At 56.4% G+C, this 16221-nt stretch carries 18 protein-coding genes; 8 read left to right on the top strand and 10 right to left on the bottom strand.

Annotated elements, in window-relative coordinates; translation table 11 throughout:
- The first annotated feature begins 71 nt into the window (after window positions 1–71).
- Both V7Z75_RS01615 and V7Z75_RS01620 read left to right on the top strand, forming a co-directional pair.
- The gene (locus tag V7Z75_RS01615; protein WP_334106675.1) at window positions 72–770 is read left to right on the top strand and encodes an SDR family oxidoreductase; all 699 of its coding nucleotides are present in this window, start codon (window positions 72–74) and stop codon (window positions 768–770) included.
- Complete coding sequence (locus V7Z75_RS01620) at window positions 739–1860, top strand: PA0069 family radical SAM protein (RefSeq protein WP_334106677.1); 1122 nt, start codon at window positions 739–741, stop codon at window positions 1858–1860. Before V7Z75_RS01615 ends, V7Z75_RS01620 begins: the two co-directional genes overlap by 32 nt.
- A 68-nt stretch (window positions 1861–1928) precedes the next feature.
- Here V7Z75_RS01620 and V7Z75_RS01625 read toward each other — a convergent pair whose 3' ends face one another.
- Genes V7Z75_RS01625 through V7Z75_RS01650 form a run of 6 tightly spaced genes read right to left on the bottom strand, consistent with a single transcriptional unit; the run spans window position 1929 to window position 6716 of the window.
- Window positions 1929–2324, bottom strand: coding sequence for an RNA-binding S4 domain-containing protein (locus V7Z75_RS01625; protein ID WP_334106679.1), 396 nt, complete (start codon window positions 2322–2324; stop codon window positions 1929–1931).
- Window positions 2321–4462, bottom strand: a complete 2142-nt coding sequence (locus V7Z75_RS01630) for a Lon protease family protein (RefSeq protein ID WP_334106681.1) — start codon at window positions 4460–4462, stop codon at window positions 2321–2323. Before V7Z75_RS01630 ends, V7Z75_RS01625 begins: the two co-directional genes overlap by 4 nt.
- A gap of 43 nt (window positions 4463–4505) precedes the next feature.
- Window positions 4506–4961, bottom strand: coding sequence for a molybdopterin synthase catalytic subunit MoaE (moaE, locus tag V7Z75_RS01635; protein WP_334106682.1), 456 nt, complete (start codon window positions 4959–4961; stop codon window positions 4506–4508).
- Window positions 4962–5213 (bottom strand): molybdopterin converting factor subunit 1, encoded by a 252-nt coding sequence (gene moaD / locus V7Z75_RS01640; RefSeq protein ID WP_334106683.1) that lies wholly within the window; start codon window positions 5211–5213, stop codon window positions 4962–4964.
- Entirely contained in the window at window positions 5210–5389 is a 180-nt protein-coding gene (locus tag V7Z75_RS01645) for a hypothetical protein (RefSeq protein ID WP_334106685.1), read from the bottom strand. Before V7Z75_RS01645 ends, moaD begins: the two co-directional genes overlap by 4 nt.
- Entirely contained in the window at window positions 5379–6716 is a 1338-nt protein-coding gene (locus V7Z75_RS01650; protein ID WP_334106686.1) for a DNA recombination protein RmuC, read from the bottom strand. Before V7Z75_RS01650 ends, V7Z75_RS01645 begins: the two co-directional genes overlap by 11 nt.
- 255 nt (window positions 6717–6971) lie before the next feature.
- On the opposite strand from V7Z75_RS01650, the gene V7Z75_RS01655 reads away from it, so the two are divergent.
- The 5 genes from V7Z75_RS01655 (at window position 6972) to V7Z75_RS01675 (ending at window position 10349) form a co-directional block, all read left to right on the top strand.
- A complete protein-coding gene (locus tag V7Z75_RS01655) occupies window positions 6972–7172 on the top strand; it encodes a YezD family protein (RefSeq protein WP_334106688.1) in 201 nt (66 codons plus the stop codon).
- A gap of 60 nt (window positions 7173–7232) precedes the next feature.
- Window positions 7233–8645 (top strand): OprO/OprP family phosphate-selective porin, encoded by a 1413-nt coding sequence (locus tag V7Z75_RS01660; protein WP_334106690.1) that lies wholly within the window; start codon window positions 7233–7235, stop codon window positions 8643–8645.
- Window positions 8646–8674: 29 nt separating this feature from the next.
- Window positions 8675–9688 (top strand): sulfate ABC transporter substrate-binding protein, encoded by a 1014-nt coding sequence (locus V7Z75_RS01665; RefSeq protein WP_334106692.1) that lies wholly within the window; start codon window positions 8675–8677, stop codon window positions 9686–9688.
- 72 nt (window positions 9689–9760) lie between these two features.
- Entirely contained in the window at window positions 9761–10096 is a 336-nt protein-coding gene (locus V7Z75_RS01670) for a DUF2325 domain-containing protein (protein ID WP_334106693.1), read from the top strand.
- A 37-nt stretch (window positions 10097–10133) separates the two neighbouring features.
- The gene (locus V7Z75_RS01675) at window positions 10134–10349 is read left to right on the top strand and encodes a TOBE domain-containing protein (protein ID WP_334106694.1); all 216 of its coding nucleotides are present in this window, start codon (window positions 10134–10136) and stop codon (window positions 10347–10349) included.
- Between the two features lie 193 nt (window positions 10350–10542).
- Here the strand turns inward: V7Z75_RS01675 and V7Z75_RS01680 are convergent, their stop codons facing one another.
- The 4 genes from V7Z75_RS01680 to epsC form a co-directional block, all read right to left on the bottom strand.
- A complete protein-coding gene (locus V7Z75_RS01680; protein WP_334106695.1) occupies window positions 10543–10926 on the bottom strand; it encodes a cupin domain-containing protein in 384 nt (127 codons plus the stop codon).
- Window positions 10927–11142: 216 nt separating this feature from the next.
- Window positions 11143–12990, bottom strand: coding sequence for a family 2A encapsulin nanocompartment cargo protein cysteine desulfurase (locus tag V7Z75_RS01685; protein WP_334106697.1), 1848 nt, complete (start codon window positions 12988–12990; stop codon window positions 11143–11145).
- A complete protein-coding gene (locus tag V7Z75_RS01690; RefSeq protein ID WP_334106698.1) occupies window positions 12977–13894 on the bottom strand; it encodes a family 2A encapsulin nanocompartment shell protein in 918 nt (305 codons plus the stop codon). The genes V7Z75_RS01685 and V7Z75_RS01690 overlap by 14 nt, the downstream gene beginning before the upstream one ends.
- Window positions 13895–13952: 58 nt before the next feature.
- On the bottom strand, window positions 13953–14900 hold the full coding sequence (epsC, locus tag V7Z75_RS01695; protein WP_334106700.1) for a serine O-acetyltransferase EpsC: 948 nt from the start codon (window positions 14898–14900) through the stop codon (window positions 13953–13955).
- A 329-nt stretch (window positions 14901–15229) separates the two neighbouring features.
- Between epsC and V7Z75_RS01700 the strand changes: the two genes are divergently transcribed.
- Window positions 15230–16219 (top strand): sulfate ABC transporter substrate-binding protein, encoded by a 990-nt coding sequence (locus V7Z75_RS01700; RefSeq protein ID WP_334106702.1) that lies wholly within the window; start codon window positions 15230–15232, stop codon window positions 16217–16219.
- The last annotated feature ends 2 nt before the right edge of the window (window positions 16220–16221 follow it).

Genomic DNA, 16221 nt, shown 5'->3' on the forward strand with positions numbered 1-16221 from the left:
ATCGCCACAACCCTGAAAAATTCACCACCGAATGGTATCCTGTTAGTACTAGTCACTATGGAGTATGAAGCATGGCAACTGTCCTCATTACCGGCGCCAATCGCGGCTTGGGCCTTGAATTCACCCGGCAATATGCTAAAGACGGCTGGCATGTGCTGGCTTGCTGTCGCAACCCTGAATCGGCTGAAGATTTATTAAAACTAGCTAGTCATTACAAAGACCGGTCGAGCGTGCACAGGCTGGATGTGGGTAATTTCAGCCAGGTAGATGAGCTGGCTGCCTCTCTGGAAGGTCAAGCGATCGACGTGCTGATCAACAATGCCGGGATTTACCCCGACAGCGGCAGCGGAGTTTTCAGCGATGCGGATTATGCTGCCTGGTTGGAGGCGTTCCGCATTAACAGCATTGCCCCTTTCAAGGTGGCGCAGGAGTTCACGCCGCACCTGAAGCAAGGCAAGCTCAAGAAACTGGTCAACATGACCAGCAAGATGGGTAGCATTGCGGACAACACCAGTGGGGGTAGCTATCTCTACCGCTCCAGCAAGACGGCGCTGAATATGGTTACCAAGAGTCTGTCGATTGAATTAGCGAAGGATGGCATCACTGCGCTGTTGCTGCATCCTGGCTGGGTATTAACGGACATGGGTGGCCCTAATGCCCTGATTACCACCGAGCAGAGTATCAGCGGCCTGCGTCAGGTGATAGACCGTGCCACACTCGCCGATGCAGGTAAATTTTATGCATATGACGGACAAGAAATCCCCTGGTAATCCATTGCATGGCGATATCGCGTCGCAGCCATTGGTGTTCAAAGGCCGTGGCGCGGTCAGCAACCATAGTGGCCGTTTTGAGCAGCATCAACATACCGATATAGATGATGGCTGGGATAACCTGGAACAGGATATCCCACCGCTGACGACGGAAGTGCTGATCGACAGCTCCCGATCCATCATCAGCTGGAACACTTCCCCCGATATACCGTTTGACCGTTCGATCAACCCTTACCGCGGCTGCGAGCATGGCTGCATTTATTGTTTCGCCCGCCCTACCCATACTTATCTGGGGTTTTCCGCCGGGTTGGATTTCGAGAGCCGCATCCTGGTCAAGCCGGATGCGGCCAGGCTACTGCATGAGGAACTGGGTAAAAAGAACTATCGCTGCGCCACCATCGCCATGGGCAGCAATACCGACCCTTACCAGCCACTGGAAAAGCGTTATCAAATCACGCGTCAGATATTGCAGGTGCTGGCCGAGCACAAACACCCAGTCAGCATTGTGACCAAATCCGCCATGGTGGAGCGCGATATTGATGTGCTTTCCCGCCTAGCCAGCGAAAAGCTTGTGCAGGTATTCATCTCGCTTACCACATTGAACAACCAGATCAGCCGCACTCTGGAACCGCGCGCTACCGCTCCGCAACGGCGGCTGGAAACCATCCGGAGACTGTATGCCGCAGGCATTCCCGTGGGCGTCATGGCTGCGCCCATCATTCCTGTGCTGACCGATCCTGAGCTTGAATCCATGCTCACAGCGGCGCATGAGGCCGGTGCCGCTAGCGCCAGCTATGTGCTGTTGCGCCTGCCGCTGGAAGTGGCGCCGCTGTTCGAGGAATGGCTCCAGCATCATTACCCTCTCAAGGCCAGCCATGTGATGAGCATCGTTCGACAGAGCCGCGAGGGTAAGGCCAACACGGCGGAGTTTCACGATCGCATGCGCGGAAGCGGACTGTTTGCCGATATGATCCGGCAGCGCTTCAAGCTGATGACGAAGAAACTGGGGCTGAATTATCGCAGCCTGGAGATGGATACATCCCTGTTCCGCCCGCCCGGCAAGCCAGACCAGCTTGGGCTATTTGATTAAAAAAGGCGTTGTTGGCGTCCTGAAACACCGAGACTAAAAGCCTTATCAGGTTTCAGCTCCTGCCATCTTCACCAATCAATACCGGTAAACTTCTTGATGTCCCGGCGTTGGCGCTTGGTCGGGCGGCCCATGCCGCGCTCGCGCTGCGCGTGCTCATGCTCGCGGGTCACAGCAAGGTTTTCGCGCTTGGCTATGCTCTCCGGCGTTTCCTCATAAAGTAGCGCTGCTTCTGGCGCTCCGCGGCGCTGAGTGCTCAATCCGCGCACGACCACTTCCATTTCCAGTTCCTTGCGGCGGATATAGATACGCTGCCCAAGGCGTACTTCCTTGGCTGGCTTGGCGCGGTCGCCATCCACATGCACCTTGCCGGTATCCACGGCATCCGTTGCCAGGCTGCGCGTCTTGAAGAACCTTGCCGCCCAGAGCCATTTGTCCAGACGGCACTTGCTATCCTGATCGCTCATGTTGTTGGCCCAGATTGACGGTTGCGGCGGTATATGTCCTGATAAGCTTGCAAGTTGCGCTGCACGCGGCCTAGCACGGTATTGGCCGGATAAGCGCCATCCATATCCATACTGCCCGCTGCAACGCCAGTCAGCAGTTCGATCCCTTCCAGCACATGCGCCATGGTATAGATATGGAATTTCCCTTCCTCCACAGCCCTGACAATATCCTTGTGCAGCAGCACATGCCGCAGATTACTCTCCGGCAGCAATACGCCTTGATGTCCATCCAGCCCAAGGGTTTCACAGATGCGGAAGTGGCCTTCTATTTTTTCGCTGATCCCACCCACCGGCAGCACATCGCCATGCTGGTTCAGCGCGCCGGTCACGGCAATGCCTTGCGCCAACGGCAGCCCGGACAGGCTGGAAAGCAAGGCATACAGCTCGGCGCACGAGGCGGAATCCCCTTCCACCCCATGATATTCCTGCTCGAACACCAGCGAGGCGTTGAGCGACAAAGGCGCTTGATGCACGAAGATGGCGGCGAGCCAGTGTTGCAGGATGAACATTCCCTTATCGTGCTGCGGGCCGGTCAGGTCGACCTCGCGGTCGATATTGATGACGCCATGGTGGCCCGGATGGCAGCGTGCGGAAATCTGCACTGGGGAGCCAAAGGCGGCATCGCCCATGTCAATGTGTGTCAAGCCGTTGACGCGTCCGGTTTCCTGCCCGGTGACGGTAATTTTCTGCTCCCCATCGATGATGGATTCGCGGATCTGTTGCTCGGCATAATCATGCCGCTCTCGAGCGGCAGCTAGCGCCAGCTCAACCTCTGCAACATCCACAAGGCCGCCTGCATGCGCAAAAGCAGCAGCTTCCTGCAGGAAAGGCAACAGGTAGCCGAAAGCCAGGCTCACACGCGACTGATCCTCTTCCCACTCATGCAGCATCTGCAACAGCCGCGCTACCGCTGCCGCAGTCAACTGCGGCAGTCCATATTCATTGCAGCTGCGGGCAATAAAACAGGCAATCTGGCGATAGACCTCTGGCGTTGCCGTGGCGCTGTCCGCAAATTCAACCTTGATGCGGAAATGTTCGAGGAAAGCCTCATGCTCTTCATGCAGCATGTAGTAATCCTCGCGGCTGGCAATCAATATCAGCCTGAAATCCAGAGGCAATGGCTCGGGCATCAAGGCGCTCAAGGCGGCGTTGCCGGAGGCACTGCCGCTATCCTCGATCTGCAGCCTGTTGTTACGCAACACGCGGCCCAGTTTCTCCAGCAAGGGGTTGGCTCCCGATTGCTGCTCGGCAAGAATATCTTCCAGATGCAGGATCAACGCGCCACCATTGGCACGCAGCAGGTTCCCTGCCTTGAGGCGCATGAAATCCGCCAGGTGATGGTCGGCGGAGGCTTCCATGCCGCCGAACAGCGATGAATATCCAGGATCGTCATCGTAAATGACAGGCGCACCGCCAAGCTGGTCGCGGCTCAGCAACAAGTTGGCGCGGAACCGGCCGATAAAGGCCTCCTGCACATCGTCGGATTCGTTGCCGGATACAGGATTGAACAGCTCGATGTTATCGAGCACTTCCCGCACCAGTTGCGCAATCCAACGCTGGAACAGCTCAGGCTCCAGCAGGCTTGCAGATATTTGCTCGAATATCTCTCCCAGCTCGCGTTCCAATACCTGCTTGAGGTTGGCCTCAGGCGTATCAGCCTTTGCGTTGCCGTCAAGCTGCTGCGCTGATTGCAGAAAAGCGGAAATGGCGCGCATCTGCTTGCGGACGAATTGATCAAGCAAATGGCGCAGCTCGCTGCCTTTGCCCGCCTTGAGCCGCAACAGGAGAGGTTTCTCCGGCAATTGAAAGTTAAACAGATAGATAAGATCGGGCGGCGCTGGTTGCTGTCGCAAGGCGTGCTTAACCATTTGCTCTATCAATGATGTGCGGCCCGAACCCGGCTCGCCTATCACCAGCATGTGGTTACCCGGTCTGGGCAGGCGCAGGCCAAAGCTGGCAGCATCAAAGGCGCGTTGCTGCCCTATCCAGGTATTCGCATGGGCCTGCGCTTCGTCCAGCAATTCTGAAGTATTGCCAAACCCCAGGGTGTGCGGATCGATATCAATATTAAGTTGTTGCGGTGTCAGCTTGCTTAGCATCAGGTGAGGCGCCTGTCAGGGTGCTTGTCGTGATTGAGGGGTGTTATGATTGCTGCCAGCGCTCGCGTGCCACCTGGTCGCTTTGTCGTGCGTCCAGCCATTGCGTGCCGTCAGGAGTCGCTTCTTTTTTCCAGAATGGTGCTTCGGTCTTGAGATAGTCCATGATGAATTCACAGGCGGCAAAAGCGTCGCCGCGGTGCATGCTCGCCACGGCCACCAGGACAATCTGGTCCAGCGGCAGCAAAGTGCCGGTGCGGTGGATCACTGTTGCATCCAGCACCTGCCAGCGCTGCCTGGCCTGCTCCACGATGGCATCCATGGTTTTTTCCGTCATGCCTGGATAATGTTCCAGCGTCAGGCTGGCTACGGTGTTGCCGTCGTTCAAGTCTCGCACCTGCCCAACGAAGCTTACTACCGCTCCCGCCTGAGGATACAGATGACGCAAGCGGGTAATTTCTGCGCTTACGTCGAAATCCTGCTGCTGCACGCGCACTGTCATTCAGCCTCCCGTCACTGGCGGGAAAAACGCCACTTCGTCGCCGGGATGAACCGTGGCTGTTTCAGGCGCAAGTGTTTGATTGATAGCGGCACGCAGGCTGGCATTACTGACAAATTGCTCCTGCCAGACATCACCACGTCCGGCCAATTGCCTTTTCAGCTCTGCAATGCTGGCGGGAGTTGTCCATTCCAGGCTTTCGGCTTCCATCCCCAGCGCTTCGCGCAGTCGGGCAAAATACAGAACGCGGATCATGCGCCCGTCACATCCTCGTCCGTCACCGGCCCGCGCTTGCCGTTGAGCGCTTCCATCATCAGCACCAGCAGTTTTTGCTTGTGTTCTTCGTTATCCATCAGGCTGGAGCTAAAAGTAATGCCGAATTTACTGGCATATTGCTGGATCAGCATGATCAGGCCTTGTTCATCGCTCATGGTCTTGTTCCTCCAATTCATTATCGGTCAACGCCAGGCCGGCTTGCGGCTGACCTTCCAGCTCCACGCGCTCGATCTGGGCGAAGCGGCGTGAAATCTTCTGGCTGGTGGTATGCACGTCCTGCACATCCTCGTGTGCCTGGCGAATATGGTCGGCAAGCTTCTTCATGCGCACGTCGAAGCGCGAGAATTCCTTGGAAAGCTTGCCCAGTTCGTCCTTGATGATATGCACCTGCTTGCGCGTCTCCACATCCTTGAGCACCGCGCGCGCCGTGTTGAGCACCGCCATCAGGGTCGTGGGCGACACCACCCACACGCGGCGGCTCATGGCGTAATCCACGATATCGGGATGGTAGGCGTGTATCTCGGCGAACACTGCCTCCGCCGGGATAAACATCACGGCGCCGTCCGAGGTGACATTCGGGATGATGTACTTGCCCGCGATATCATCAATATGTTTTTTGACATCTGCCTTGAACTGGCGTTGCGCGGCAATCCGTTCGGCATCGGTAATGTCGCGGTCCAGCATGCGGTGGTAATTCTCCAGCGGAAACTTGGAGTCTACCGCCACCGTTCCCGTCGGCTCGGGCAGGAACAAGGCGCAATCCACGCGCGTGCCGTTGGCCAGCACATGCTGCATGGCATAGGAAGTCACAGGCAGCACATTGCGCACCAGCGCCTCCAGCTGCACTTCGCCGAACGCGCCGCGTGAGCGCTTGTCGCCCAGCAGTTCCTGCAGGCTGACGACATTGGTGGTCAGGCCGTCTATCTTTTTCTGCGCCTCGTCTATGGTCGCCAGCCGCTCCATCACGCGCACGAAAGTATCATTAGTCTTCTTGAAGCCTTCGTCCAACCGTTCCGACACCTTGCCGCCAATTTCTTCGAGGCGGCCATCGACCGTCTTGGAAAGCACCTCAATAGTGTTGGTGAGTTGGGTAGCCGTCTTGAGCATGGTTTCATGAATCATGGTTTGCTCGGCCTTGCCCTGCTCGGCCAGGGTCACATGCAAACGCTCCAGCACGGTTTCGCGCGTCTGCGCCAGGCTCTCGGTCTGGCTCAGTTGCAACGACTGCATGGCATCGCGGGTCTGCTGCAACTCCTGCGCCACTGCCGCGCGCAATAGTTCGGATTGTCCGCCGGACGCCTGGCTGAGCCGGTCACCTAGTTTGTTCAGTCCGTCATTGAGGTCGCGCAGCATTTCGCGGTGTTTTTCTTCCAATTGTTGCAGCAGCAACTGGCGGGCATCGTGGCGTGATTGGCGATAAACCAGCCAGAGCAGGAGCAGCACGGCCAGAGAAATGAAAGCGAGCAAAATAGTATTCAACATAAGGCTGGAATTATACCGCATCCATATCAGTATATTGATCTTGCCGCATATTGATTGACCTTGTGGTGGCGCTTTTGCACAGTTTTACCTCTCTGGCTTCTTTTCAACCCAGCCTCCCCTCACACCACATTCCCAGCTGTTTTCTCACACTGCCTTTAAATTCTATTTAATTATATAAATATCAAAATAAATTATTTTTTAATATAAAAATATATTGCTAAAGTGCATCACGTCTTTCGCATATCGGTGCTTGCCATGCCACATGAATCCAATACCACCCTGAGCCATGACCTGCTGCTTGAAATCGTCCAGGCGATTGGGCAGACCAAGTACGGGTCGATAGAAATCACTGTACATGAAGGCCGCGTCACGCAGTTGGAGCGCCGGGAGAAAGTGCGCTTCAGCCAGGATATACCCCGTCAGAGGACTACTGCTGAAACAACTGTCACTTCCTGAAAATAGAAGTGAAGTATCAGGTAGAACGCATATAGATAATTGATTTAAAAGGAGTAAAAAATGAAATTCAAGACGAGTGCAATTTCCGCAGCATTGATCGCCAGCGGGCTGATCTCCATTCATCACACCGCATTGGCTGGAGATGCGGAAATCGAGGCGCTGCGCCAGACCATTCAGGAACTGGACCAGAAAATCCGCGTGCTGGAACGCAAGAATGAAATCGCCGCCGAGGATGCCGCCGCCAAGAAGAAGGAAACACCTATCGTGACCGCAGGCCCTTCCGGTTTCGGTATCAAGTCTGCCGACGGCCAGTTCGAATACCAGCTCAAGGGATTGATCCAACTGGATTATCGCCACTTCGACAAGCCGGACAGCTCGGATGATGGTTTTACAGCGCGTCGCATCCGTCCGACCTTCCAGGGCACCCTGTTCGGCAAATACGACTTCCGCTTCACGCCTGAATTTGGCGAGGCCAACAATAACCTATCCGGCAGCGGCAATATCTCCCGCGTCGTAGATGCTTACGTGGATGCGCGCTTCGACCCCGCATTCAAGATACGCGCTGGTAAGTTCAAGCCGTTCGTCGGCCTGGAACGTCTGCAGGGCGGCGGTGATATCAAGTTCATCGAGCGCAGCTACGTCAGCAACAACTTCCTGCCCAACCGTGGTCTGGGTGCATCGCTTTACGGCGATGTATGGGACAACAAGTTCAGCTATGCCGTGGGTCTCTTCAACGGCACTGCGGACGGCGGCGAGGACACCACACGTATCGATAGCGACAATGACAAGGAATACGCCGCTCGCGTGTTCACCACGCCGTTCAAGGGCAGCGACAGCGCCCTCGAAGGCCTGGGTTTTGGTATCGCCGCCACTTATAGCGATTCACGCCAAACGGCTTTGCCTTCATACAAGACTCCTTCGCAAAGCAATAACTTCTTTACCTACACCACAGGTACTGTTGGCGATGGCACCCGCATCCGCTGGGCGCCACAGGCTTATTACTACAATGGTCCATTAGGTGTTATCGCTGAATATGCAAGAGTCAATCAGGATGTGCGCAATGCCGCTGGCACCGTCTCTGACAAACTCAAGAACGATGCCTGGCAGATTGCCGCCTCATGGGTGCTGACCGGCGAGGATGCCTCTTTCAAGAGCGTGAAGCCCAAGACACCGTTTGAAACCGGCAAGGAAGGCTGGGGCGCCTGGGAAATCGTGGCGCGCTACCAAGAAAACAATATCGATAGCAGCGCATTCAACACCAGTGCTGGCAACCGCTTTGCCAACCCGCTCACCAGCGCCAAGGAAGCCAAAACCTGGGGCATCGGCCTGAACTGGTACCTGAATCAATGGGTGCGCCTGGCAACCAATTATGAGCAGACCAAGTTCGAGGGCGGTGGTGGCGGCACGCTGGCCAACATCCGCGACCGCGAGGACGAGCGCATCCTGTTCAGCCGCTTGCAGTTCCAGTTCTAAATAGATTTTAAGTAAAGGAAAGCAACAACATGATCGACCACAAATTGAAACTCAAGGCTCTGCTCGGCGCGGTTGCGCTAATTGCCGCCCCCCTGCTCTCCCATGCGGCGGAATATTCCCTGCTCAATGTCTCCTATGATCCGACACGCGAGCTTTACCAGGAATACAACGGCGCATTCAGCAAATACTGGCAGGCCAAGAGCGGCGATAAAGTCACCATCAAGGCTTCGCATGGCGGCTCAGGAAAGCAGGCACGCTCCGTCATCGACGGCTTGCAGGCCGATGTGGTGACGCTGGCGCTTGCCTATGACGTGGACGCGCTGTACGAGAAAGGCAAGCTCATCAACAAGGATTGGATCAAGCGCCTGCCGGACAATAGCTCGCCCTACACTTCCACCATTGTGTTCCTGGTGCGCAAGGGTAACCCGAAAAACATCAAGGATTGGGACGACCTGGCCAAGCCCGGCATCAAGGTGATCACCCCCAATCCCAAGACCTCGGGCGGGGCGCGCTGGAACTATCTGGCTGCCTGGGCCTACGGCCAGAAGCACTTCAACAACGACGAAGCCAAGACACGCGAATTCGTAGGCAAGATCCTCAAGAACGTGCCGGTGCTGGATTCCGGCGCGCGCGGCTCGACCACGACCTTCGTGGAACGCGGCATCGGCGACGTGCTGCTGGCATGGGAAAACGAGGCTTTCCTCGCGCAAAAGGAGCTGGGGCCGGACAAGTTCGAGATCGTGGCGCCATCCCTATCCATCCTGGCTGAGCCATCCGTTTCCGTGGTGGACAAAGTCGTGGACAAGCGCGGCACCCGCAAGATCGCGGAAGCCTACCTTGAATACCTCTACAGCGAGGAAGGTCAGGAAATCGCCGCCAAGAACTACTACCGCCCGCGCCTGGAATCGGTGGCCAGGAAATATGAGAATTTCTTCCCCAAACTGAACCTGATCACGATCGATTCGGCATTCGGCGGATGGCAGAAGGCGCAGAAGACCCACTTCGCAGATGGCGGCACATTCGACCAGATATACCAGCAATAGCACATATTGATAAACGGGAAACGTGCTGGACACAATCCGGCACTTTTCCATAAGCCAAAGGAAACTCTGATCATGAGTACAGCATTAATCGTCGGCGGCGACCAGATCGATGGCATCAAACAGGAACTATCAAATTTTGGCATGACCCGTATCAACCACTGGTCGGGACGCAAGGTCGGCGACGGCAAGAAAGTCATCCCGCAAGATACCGAGCTGATCGTCCTGGTCACAGACTGGATCAGCCACACCTTCACCCACAAGATCAAGCAGAGCGCAGCCAAGCGCGGTGTCAGAATCGTCTATACCTCCAACGGCCCCGCCGCGCTACGTGCCCGGCTCAGACAATTACACTCCGATCATGGCATGGAGGATGAATGTAGCGTGACCACCCATCACACGCTTCACTAATCCATATTCACAGCGCAACCTAATCAAGGAGTACATCATGTCCATTCACGCCATCAATGTCCGCAACCAGTTCCGTGGCCGCATCAAGGAGATCGTCCTCGGCCCGGTCGTCTCAGAAGTCGATGTGGAAACCCCGGTCGGCATCGTTACTTCCGTCATCACCACGCGTTCCGTGAAAGAGCTGAACCTGCAAGTCGGTTCCGAAGTGCTGGCGCTGATCAAGGCCACTGAAGTCTCGCTCGCCAAGATATAAGAATAATTAACACAACCCAGCGCAGCGATCCTGGTTAGGCGCTCAAAACCGCTGATATTTCCCTCTACCCTCCTCCTAATGCCGGCCTCGCGCCGGCACTTTTTTGCACCTGATTGCGATTCAAAGCGCAAAAAAAAGCCCTGGTCTTTGCAACCAGGGCTTTTACAGGTTCAGTTACAGTTTATGTGCGGCATTAACCGCCAAATGGCGCAGTCACGTCTTCAGGCAGGTCGATGGTGAAAATCTTGCGGATTGTCTTGATCGTTTTCCATGTGCCGCTGAAGCCAGCTTTCACCACGAAACTATCGCCAGCCTTGTAGGTGACGGATTGTCCATCTTTATCGGTCAGCACAGCCTCGCCTTCAAAGATATGCACCACTTCATCGGCATTGTATGTCACTGCATAAGTGCCAGGCTGTGCCTCCCAGAAGCCGGATAGCAACTTGCCGTTTTCGGCTGCATATTCGATCCAGGTTTTCATGCTTGGGGAACCTTCCACCGGCTGCCAGCCGTCAAGGTCAGTGGTGATCGGCGCTACATTCTTGGTGTCGAACTTGCCATAGGTGATGGTGTTCATCAGTATTCTCCTATCAAAAATCTTGAAACCCGGATGATGGTAAGAAAAGGGACTGCGCTCAATGACCATAAAGGGTAATTGATCATAAAGGGTCAACATGCTAGTCAGCGGCCAATGCGAGGATATTCAGGCTTGATATTCAAGCTATTGCTCTCTGGACAATAAAAAGCCCTCGCATTCAATGAATGCGAGGGCAATTATCGTCATTCCACAAATTTAACGCTTTGCGGATGCCAGTTTCAGTAATATGCCCTGCAGCACGTCGATTTCCGCATAGGTGTTGTAGAACGCAAGCGATGGCCTGACCGTGGTTTCCACGCCGAAGCGCCGCAGGATTGGCTGCGCGCAATGATGGCCGGAACGCACCGCGATGCCTTCCTGGTTCAGGGCTGCGCCGACCTCTTCGCTCTTGTAGCCTTCCAGGTTGAACGAAAGCACGCTGGCTTTTTCCTGCGCTGTGCCGATCAAGCGCAAGCCCGGCACCTTGCTGAGCGCGGCGGTGGCGTAGACCAGCAGCTCGTGCTCGTAGCGCGCGATGTTTTCAATGCCCAAGCGCTCGACATATTCCAGCGCGGCGCCCATGCCGACGGCATCGGCGATATTGCCCGTCCCTGCCTCGAACCTGGCTGGCGCGCCGTGATACACGGTTTTCTCGAACGTGACGTCCTGGATCATGTTGCCGCCGCCCTGCCAGGCCGGCATGTCGTCCAGCACTTCCCGCTTGCCGTAGAGCGCTCCGATGCCGGTGGGGCCGAACACTTTGTGGCCCGAGAATACGAAGAAATCGCAATCCAGCCACTGCACATCGGTACGCATATGTGAAATAGATTGCGCTCCATCGAGCAGGACTTTCGCACCGGCTGCATGCGCCATAGCGATCATCTGCTGCGCGGGCGTGACCGTACCGAGCGCATTGGATACCTGAGTGAATGACACCAGCTTGGTGCGCTCCGTCAGCAGCTTCTGGTATTCGTCCAGCAACACCTGCCCGCTGTCGTCCACCGGGACGACCTTGAGCCTGGCGCCGTTTTCCTGGCAAAGCTGCTGCCAGGGGACGATGTTGGCATGGTGCTCCAGGTTGGTCACGATGATTTCATCGCCTTCTCCCAGATGCTTCCTGCCCCAGGTCTTGGCCACCAGGTTGATCGCCTCCGTCGTGCCACGCACGAACACGATGTTTTCCACCGCGGGCGCATTAATGAAACGGCGCACGGTTTCGCGCGCGCCTTCATAGGCATCCGTGGCACGCGCCGCCAGTTCGTGGGCGGCGCGGTGAATGTTGGAGTTCTCGTGCTGGTAGAAGTAGCTGAGTCTGTCGATCACGGCCTGCGGCTTCTGGGTCGTGGCTGCATTGTCCAGCCAGATCAGCGGCCTGCCATTGACCAGCTCGCGCAGGATGGGAAAATCCTTGCGCACCAGATTGGCATCGAAAGGCGGATGTGCAGACCCGGACAATTCCGGGACGCCAGGCTTTTCTGCGAGGAAATAATATGGCGCGGCCGCCTTGTCTACGCTGCCAAGTCCCGGATTCGCCGGACTACCCGGCACCGCGAACAAATCCTGCAGGTCCACGGCATAGGGAATCTCCACGCCGCCCAACAGGCTACTGATGTCCAAACCCGGGAAAACTGGCGCTGGGCCCGTCGCCCCGGCACGCTCATTGCTGAACTCGGGAGGTAATTGTGATGGCGATACGCCAAGGCTGGGCTGCCTGACAGGTGTAGTTTCATAACCCGGGATGACATTGCCTGCGGCGGGCACGGCTGAAACTACCGAGGGTGCTGGCGGCACAGGCGCGCCTATCCCGGGGCTGTCAGCAGTATAAGGCACGGCGGCATCCGACATGGAGGCAGTAGAAGGAAAGCCTTGCGCGCCCGGCAGAAAGCCCTCGGCATAGATTTCGTTCGCTATTCGCGTCAGCTCGTCGACATCCAGATGCCCGCCCGTCTGCGCTTCCCGGCCAACGGCCAGCGCCGCCGCCATACGCGGATGCTCGCCCGGCAGTGCAGCGAGAATTGTTTCCGGCTCGAACGATGATAGGTCGTCGAAATTACTTGTAGTCATAGTAGTTGCCTACGTCGACATTCTCGAGCACGGCAATCGCATCCTCGGTCAACACCGCCAGCGAGCAATAGAGGGAAACCAGGTACGACGCGATCGCCTTGTGATTGATACCCATGAAGCGCACGGAAAGCCCCATGCTCTGCTGGCCCGGCAGATTGGGCTGGTACAGGCCCACGACACCCTGGCGGCTTTCACCGGTGCGCAGCAGCAGAATATTGGTCTTGCCTTTGGTCACGCGCAGCTTGTCGCACGGAATGATGGGAATGCCGCGCCAGGTGATGAATTGGGAGCCGAACAGGCTGACGGTCGGGGGCGGCACGCCGCGGCGGGTGCACTCGCGGCCAAAGGCTGCAATCGCCTGCGGATGCGCGAGGAAGAAGGCAGGCTCCTTCCACACGCGGGAAATCAGCTCATCGAAATCATCCGGCGTGGGTGCGCCGCTACGAGATTTCACCTTCTGGCTTTCCGCGACATTGTGCAGCAAGCCATATTCCTTGTTGTTGATCAGTTCGCTTTCCTGGCGCTCCTTCACCGTCTCGATGGTCAGGCGCAACTGCTCGCGGATCTGGTTGTGCGGGCTGCTGTAAAGGTCGGAGATGCGGGTATGCACATCCACTACAGTGTTGACGGCGTTCAGCACATATTCGCGGCCCCATTCCTCGTAATCGACGAAGGTCGCTGGCAGCTCGCGCTCGTCCTTGTTGGAACAATCCACCTCGACATGGTGATTGTCCTTGACCTTGTTGACGCGGTAGATGCCCGCCTCGACCGGCACCCACTGCAACAGGTGCACCAGCCAGCGCGGCGTGATGGTACCCAGCATGGGCACGGTTTTTGTGGCATTCGACAGCGTGCGGGCGGCGACATCGCCTAATGCGGTATGTCCCTGATGGATATCGGTCATTTAATACTCTCCTTGTTGATATGCAATTGGTAGATTCGGGCTGCGAAGCCCCTTGGATTCATTGATGGGTCACAGCGCCAGTATGTTGGCTCGTGGGAGCTCCTTCTCTCATCTGCGCCTGGGTGATATTGCTGTTGGCGGGAACGCTGTGCGTCAGCCAGACATTGCCGCCGATCACCGAGCCGCGCCCTATCGTGATGCGGCCCAGAATGGTGGCGCCTGCGTAGATCACCACCTCGTCCTCGACCACCGGATGGCGCGCATTGCCCTTGACCAGGCTGCCGTCCGCATCCACCTGAAAACGCTTGGCGCCCAGCGTCACTGCCTGATACACCCGCACATGGCGGCCGATGATGCAGGTTTCGCCGATCACCACGCCGGTGCCGTGGTCGATGAAAAATCCCTCGCCGATCCGCGCCCCGGGATGGATATCTATCCCGGTAGCGGAATGGGCGATTTCCGTGATCATGCGCGCGATCAATGGCACGCCCAGGCCGTGCAGCACATGGGCGAGACGGTAATGCATGATGGCGTTGATGCCGGGATAACACACCAGCACTTCGTCCACACTGCGCGCGGCGGGGTCGCCTTCATAGGCAGCGCGGATATCGCTATCCAGCAACCGCCGCACTGCCGGCAACTGCGCGGCAAAATCGCGCGTCAGCCGGGTGGCGCGTTCCTGGGGTTGCTGCGCGGCATCATCAATCAGTTTCAGCTCCAGGCGCACCTGCGCCAGCAATCCGCGCAACGCTACATCCAGCGAATGGCCGACGAAATAATCGATGCCGTCATCGCGCAGGTCCGGCATTCCCAGCCGGTTGGGGAACAAGGCCGCGCCCAGGCCGTCGACAATCTCGGCCAACGCCTTGCGGGACGGCAGCTTGGGCGGCCGGTTCAGGCGGTTGCGATGCTCCAGCGAAGCCAGCCTGACATTGCGCAACTCCTGCACAATGCGGCTGATATCCAGCTCATCGCCAGCTTCCGGGCTTGTCTTGCTATCTTTCATTCACATGCTTTCTTCCTGACGCTGAAAACAAAAAAGCCAGTGACCCCATGCGGGGTTCACTGGCTTCCGGTTGTCCGGTCAGCGCATCGCTAACGTACTTATTTTTTATGTCCAGACAAGCGGCGCTTCGGCCTCTTGCTGATCAAGTCGGCTAATAATGCAGCAATTTTTGTGGGAATGGAAGCTTCATCTTTAGTTCAGGATATTTTTTATTGGTTACCATTTAAAATGCAATAAAATTATAAATATATAGAATTATATTCTTTCACATTATTTAATAAATTCTCTATATTCAGTTACGTTCCGTATTCCACTTCTCCGAGGCTCCCATGCTAAGAAAAATAATCTCCATTGGCATCCTGCTGGCTGCTTCTGGCTTTGCTCATGCAGATACAACACTACTCAATGTTTCCTACGACGTGACGCGTGAGTTCTACAAGGATTTCAATCCGGCATTTAGCAAATTCTGGAAACAGAAAACCGGAGAGACTATCACCATCAACCAATCCCACGGGGGCTCCAGCAAACAGGCACGTGCGGTGGCCGATGGCTTGCAGGCGGATATCATTTCCATGAACCAGAGCAATGATATCGACATCCTCTACGAGCGCGGCAGGCTGATTCCTGCCGATTGGCAAAAGCGCCTGCCCAACGCCAGCTCGCCGACCACTTCCACCACCGTGTTCCTGGTGCGCAAGGGCAATCCCAAGCAAATCAAGGATTGGCCCGACCTGGTCAAGCCTGGCGTAGGCGTGATCATCCCCAACCCCAAGACTTCCGGCAACGGCCGTTACAGCTACCTGGCAGCCTGGGGCTATGTCATCAAGCAAGGCGGCGATGACGCCAAGGCGCGCGATTTCGTCACCAAGCTGTTCAAGAATGTGCCGGTGCTGGATGCTGGCGGTCGCGGCGCGACCACTACTTTTGCGCAACGCGAGATCGGCGATGTGTTGCTGACCTTCGAGAACGAAGTGTTCCTCATCAACAAGGAGCTGGGCAACCATTACGACGTGGTTTATCCATCGTCCAGCATCCTCGCGGAAAACCCGATCTCACTTGTCGACAAGGTCGTGGACAAACGCAAGAGACGCGCTGCTGCCCAGGCTTACCTGGATTTCCATTATTCAAAAGAAGGCCAGGAAATTGCAGCCCGCCATTACCTGCGGCCGCGCTTGGCTGAAGTGCTGGCGGCCAACCAATCGCAGTTCAAGCCATTGACGCTGTTTACCGTGGATGAAATTTTCGGCGGCTGGCAGAAGGCGCAAAAGACGCATTTCGCAGATGGTGGCGTGTTTGACCAGATTTACAGCAATAAATAAGG

It is taken from the genome of Methylobacillus sp. (genome assembly GCF_036844465.1).
Lineage (GTDB): Bacteria > Pseudomonadota > Gammaproteobacteria > Burkholderiales > Methylophilaceae > Methylobacillus.

Excerpts from the sequence above, each read along its gene's own strand:
- V7Z75_RS01615 (WP_334106675.1), top strand. The coding sequence starts at position 72 with ATGGCAACTGTCCTCATTACCGGCGCCAATCGCGGCTTGGGCCTTGAA.
- V7Z75_RS01620 (WP_334106677.1), top strand. The coding sequence starts at position 739 with ATGCATATGACGGACAAGAAATCCCCTGGTAATCCATTGCATGGCGAT.
- V7Z75_RS01625 (WP_334106679.1), bottom strand. The coding sequence starts at position 2,324 with ATGAGCGATCAGGATAGCAAGTGCCGTCTGGACAAATGGCTCTGGGCG.
- V7Z75_RS01630 (WP_334106681.1), bottom strand. The coding sequence starts at position 4,462 with ATGCTAAGCAAGCTGACACCGCAACAACTTAATATTGATATCGATCCG.
- moaE (WP_334106682.1), bottom strand. The coding sequence starts at position 4,961 with ATGACAGTGCGCGTGCAGCAGCAGGATTTCGACGTAAGCGCAGAAATT.
- moaD (WP_334106683.1), bottom strand. The coding sequence starts at position 5,213 with ATGATCCGCGTTCTGTATTTTGCCCGACTGCGCGAAGCGCTGGGGATG.
- V7Z75_RS01645 (WP_334106685.1), bottom strand. The coding sequence starts at position 5,389 with ATGAGCGATGAACAAGGCCTGATCATGCTGATCCAGCAATATGCCAGT.
- V7Z75_RS01650 (WP_334106686.1), bottom strand. The coding sequence starts at position 6,716 with ATGTTGAATACTATTTTGCTCGCTTTCATTTCTCTGGCCGTGCTGCTC.
- V7Z75_RS01655 (WP_334106688.1), top strand. The coding sequence starts at position 6,972 with ATGCCACATGAATCCAATACCACCCTGAGCCATGACCTGCTGCTTGAA.
- V7Z75_RS01660 (WP_334106690.1), top strand. The coding sequence starts at position 7,233 with ATGAAATTCAAGACGAGTGCAATTTCCGCAGCATTGATCGCCAGCGGG.
- V7Z75_RS01665 (WP_334106692.1), top strand. The coding sequence starts at position 8,675 with ATGATCGACCACAAATTGAAACTCAAGGCTCTGCTCGGCGCGGTTGCG.
- V7Z75_RS01670 (WP_334106693.1), top strand. The coding sequence starts at position 9,761 with ATGAGTACAGCATTAATCGTCGGCGGCGACCAGATCGATGGCATCAAA.
- V7Z75_RS01675 (WP_334106694.1), top strand. The coding sequence starts at position 10,134 with ATGTCCATTCACGCCATCAATGTCCGCAACCAGTTCCGTGGCCGCATC.
- V7Z75_RS01680 (WP_334106695.1), bottom strand. The coding sequence starts at position 10,926 with ATGAACACCATCACCTATGGCAAGTTCGACACCAAGAATGTAGCGCCG.
- V7Z75_RS01685 (WP_334106697.1), bottom strand. The coding sequence starts at position 12,990 with ATGACTACAAGTAATTTCGACGACCTATCATCGTTCGAGCCGGAAACA.
- V7Z75_RS01690 (WP_334106698.1), bottom strand. The coding sequence starts at position 13,894 with ATGACCGATATCCATCAGGGACATACCGCATTAGGCGATGTCGCCGCC.
- epsC (WP_334106700.1), bottom strand. The coding sequence starts at position 14,900 with ATGAAAGATAGCAAGACAAGCCCGGAAGCTGGCGATGAGCTGGATATC.
- V7Z75_RS01700 (WP_334106702.1), top strand. The coding sequence starts at position 15,230 with ATGCTAAGAAAAATAATCTCCATTGGCATCCTGCTGGCTGCTTCTGGC.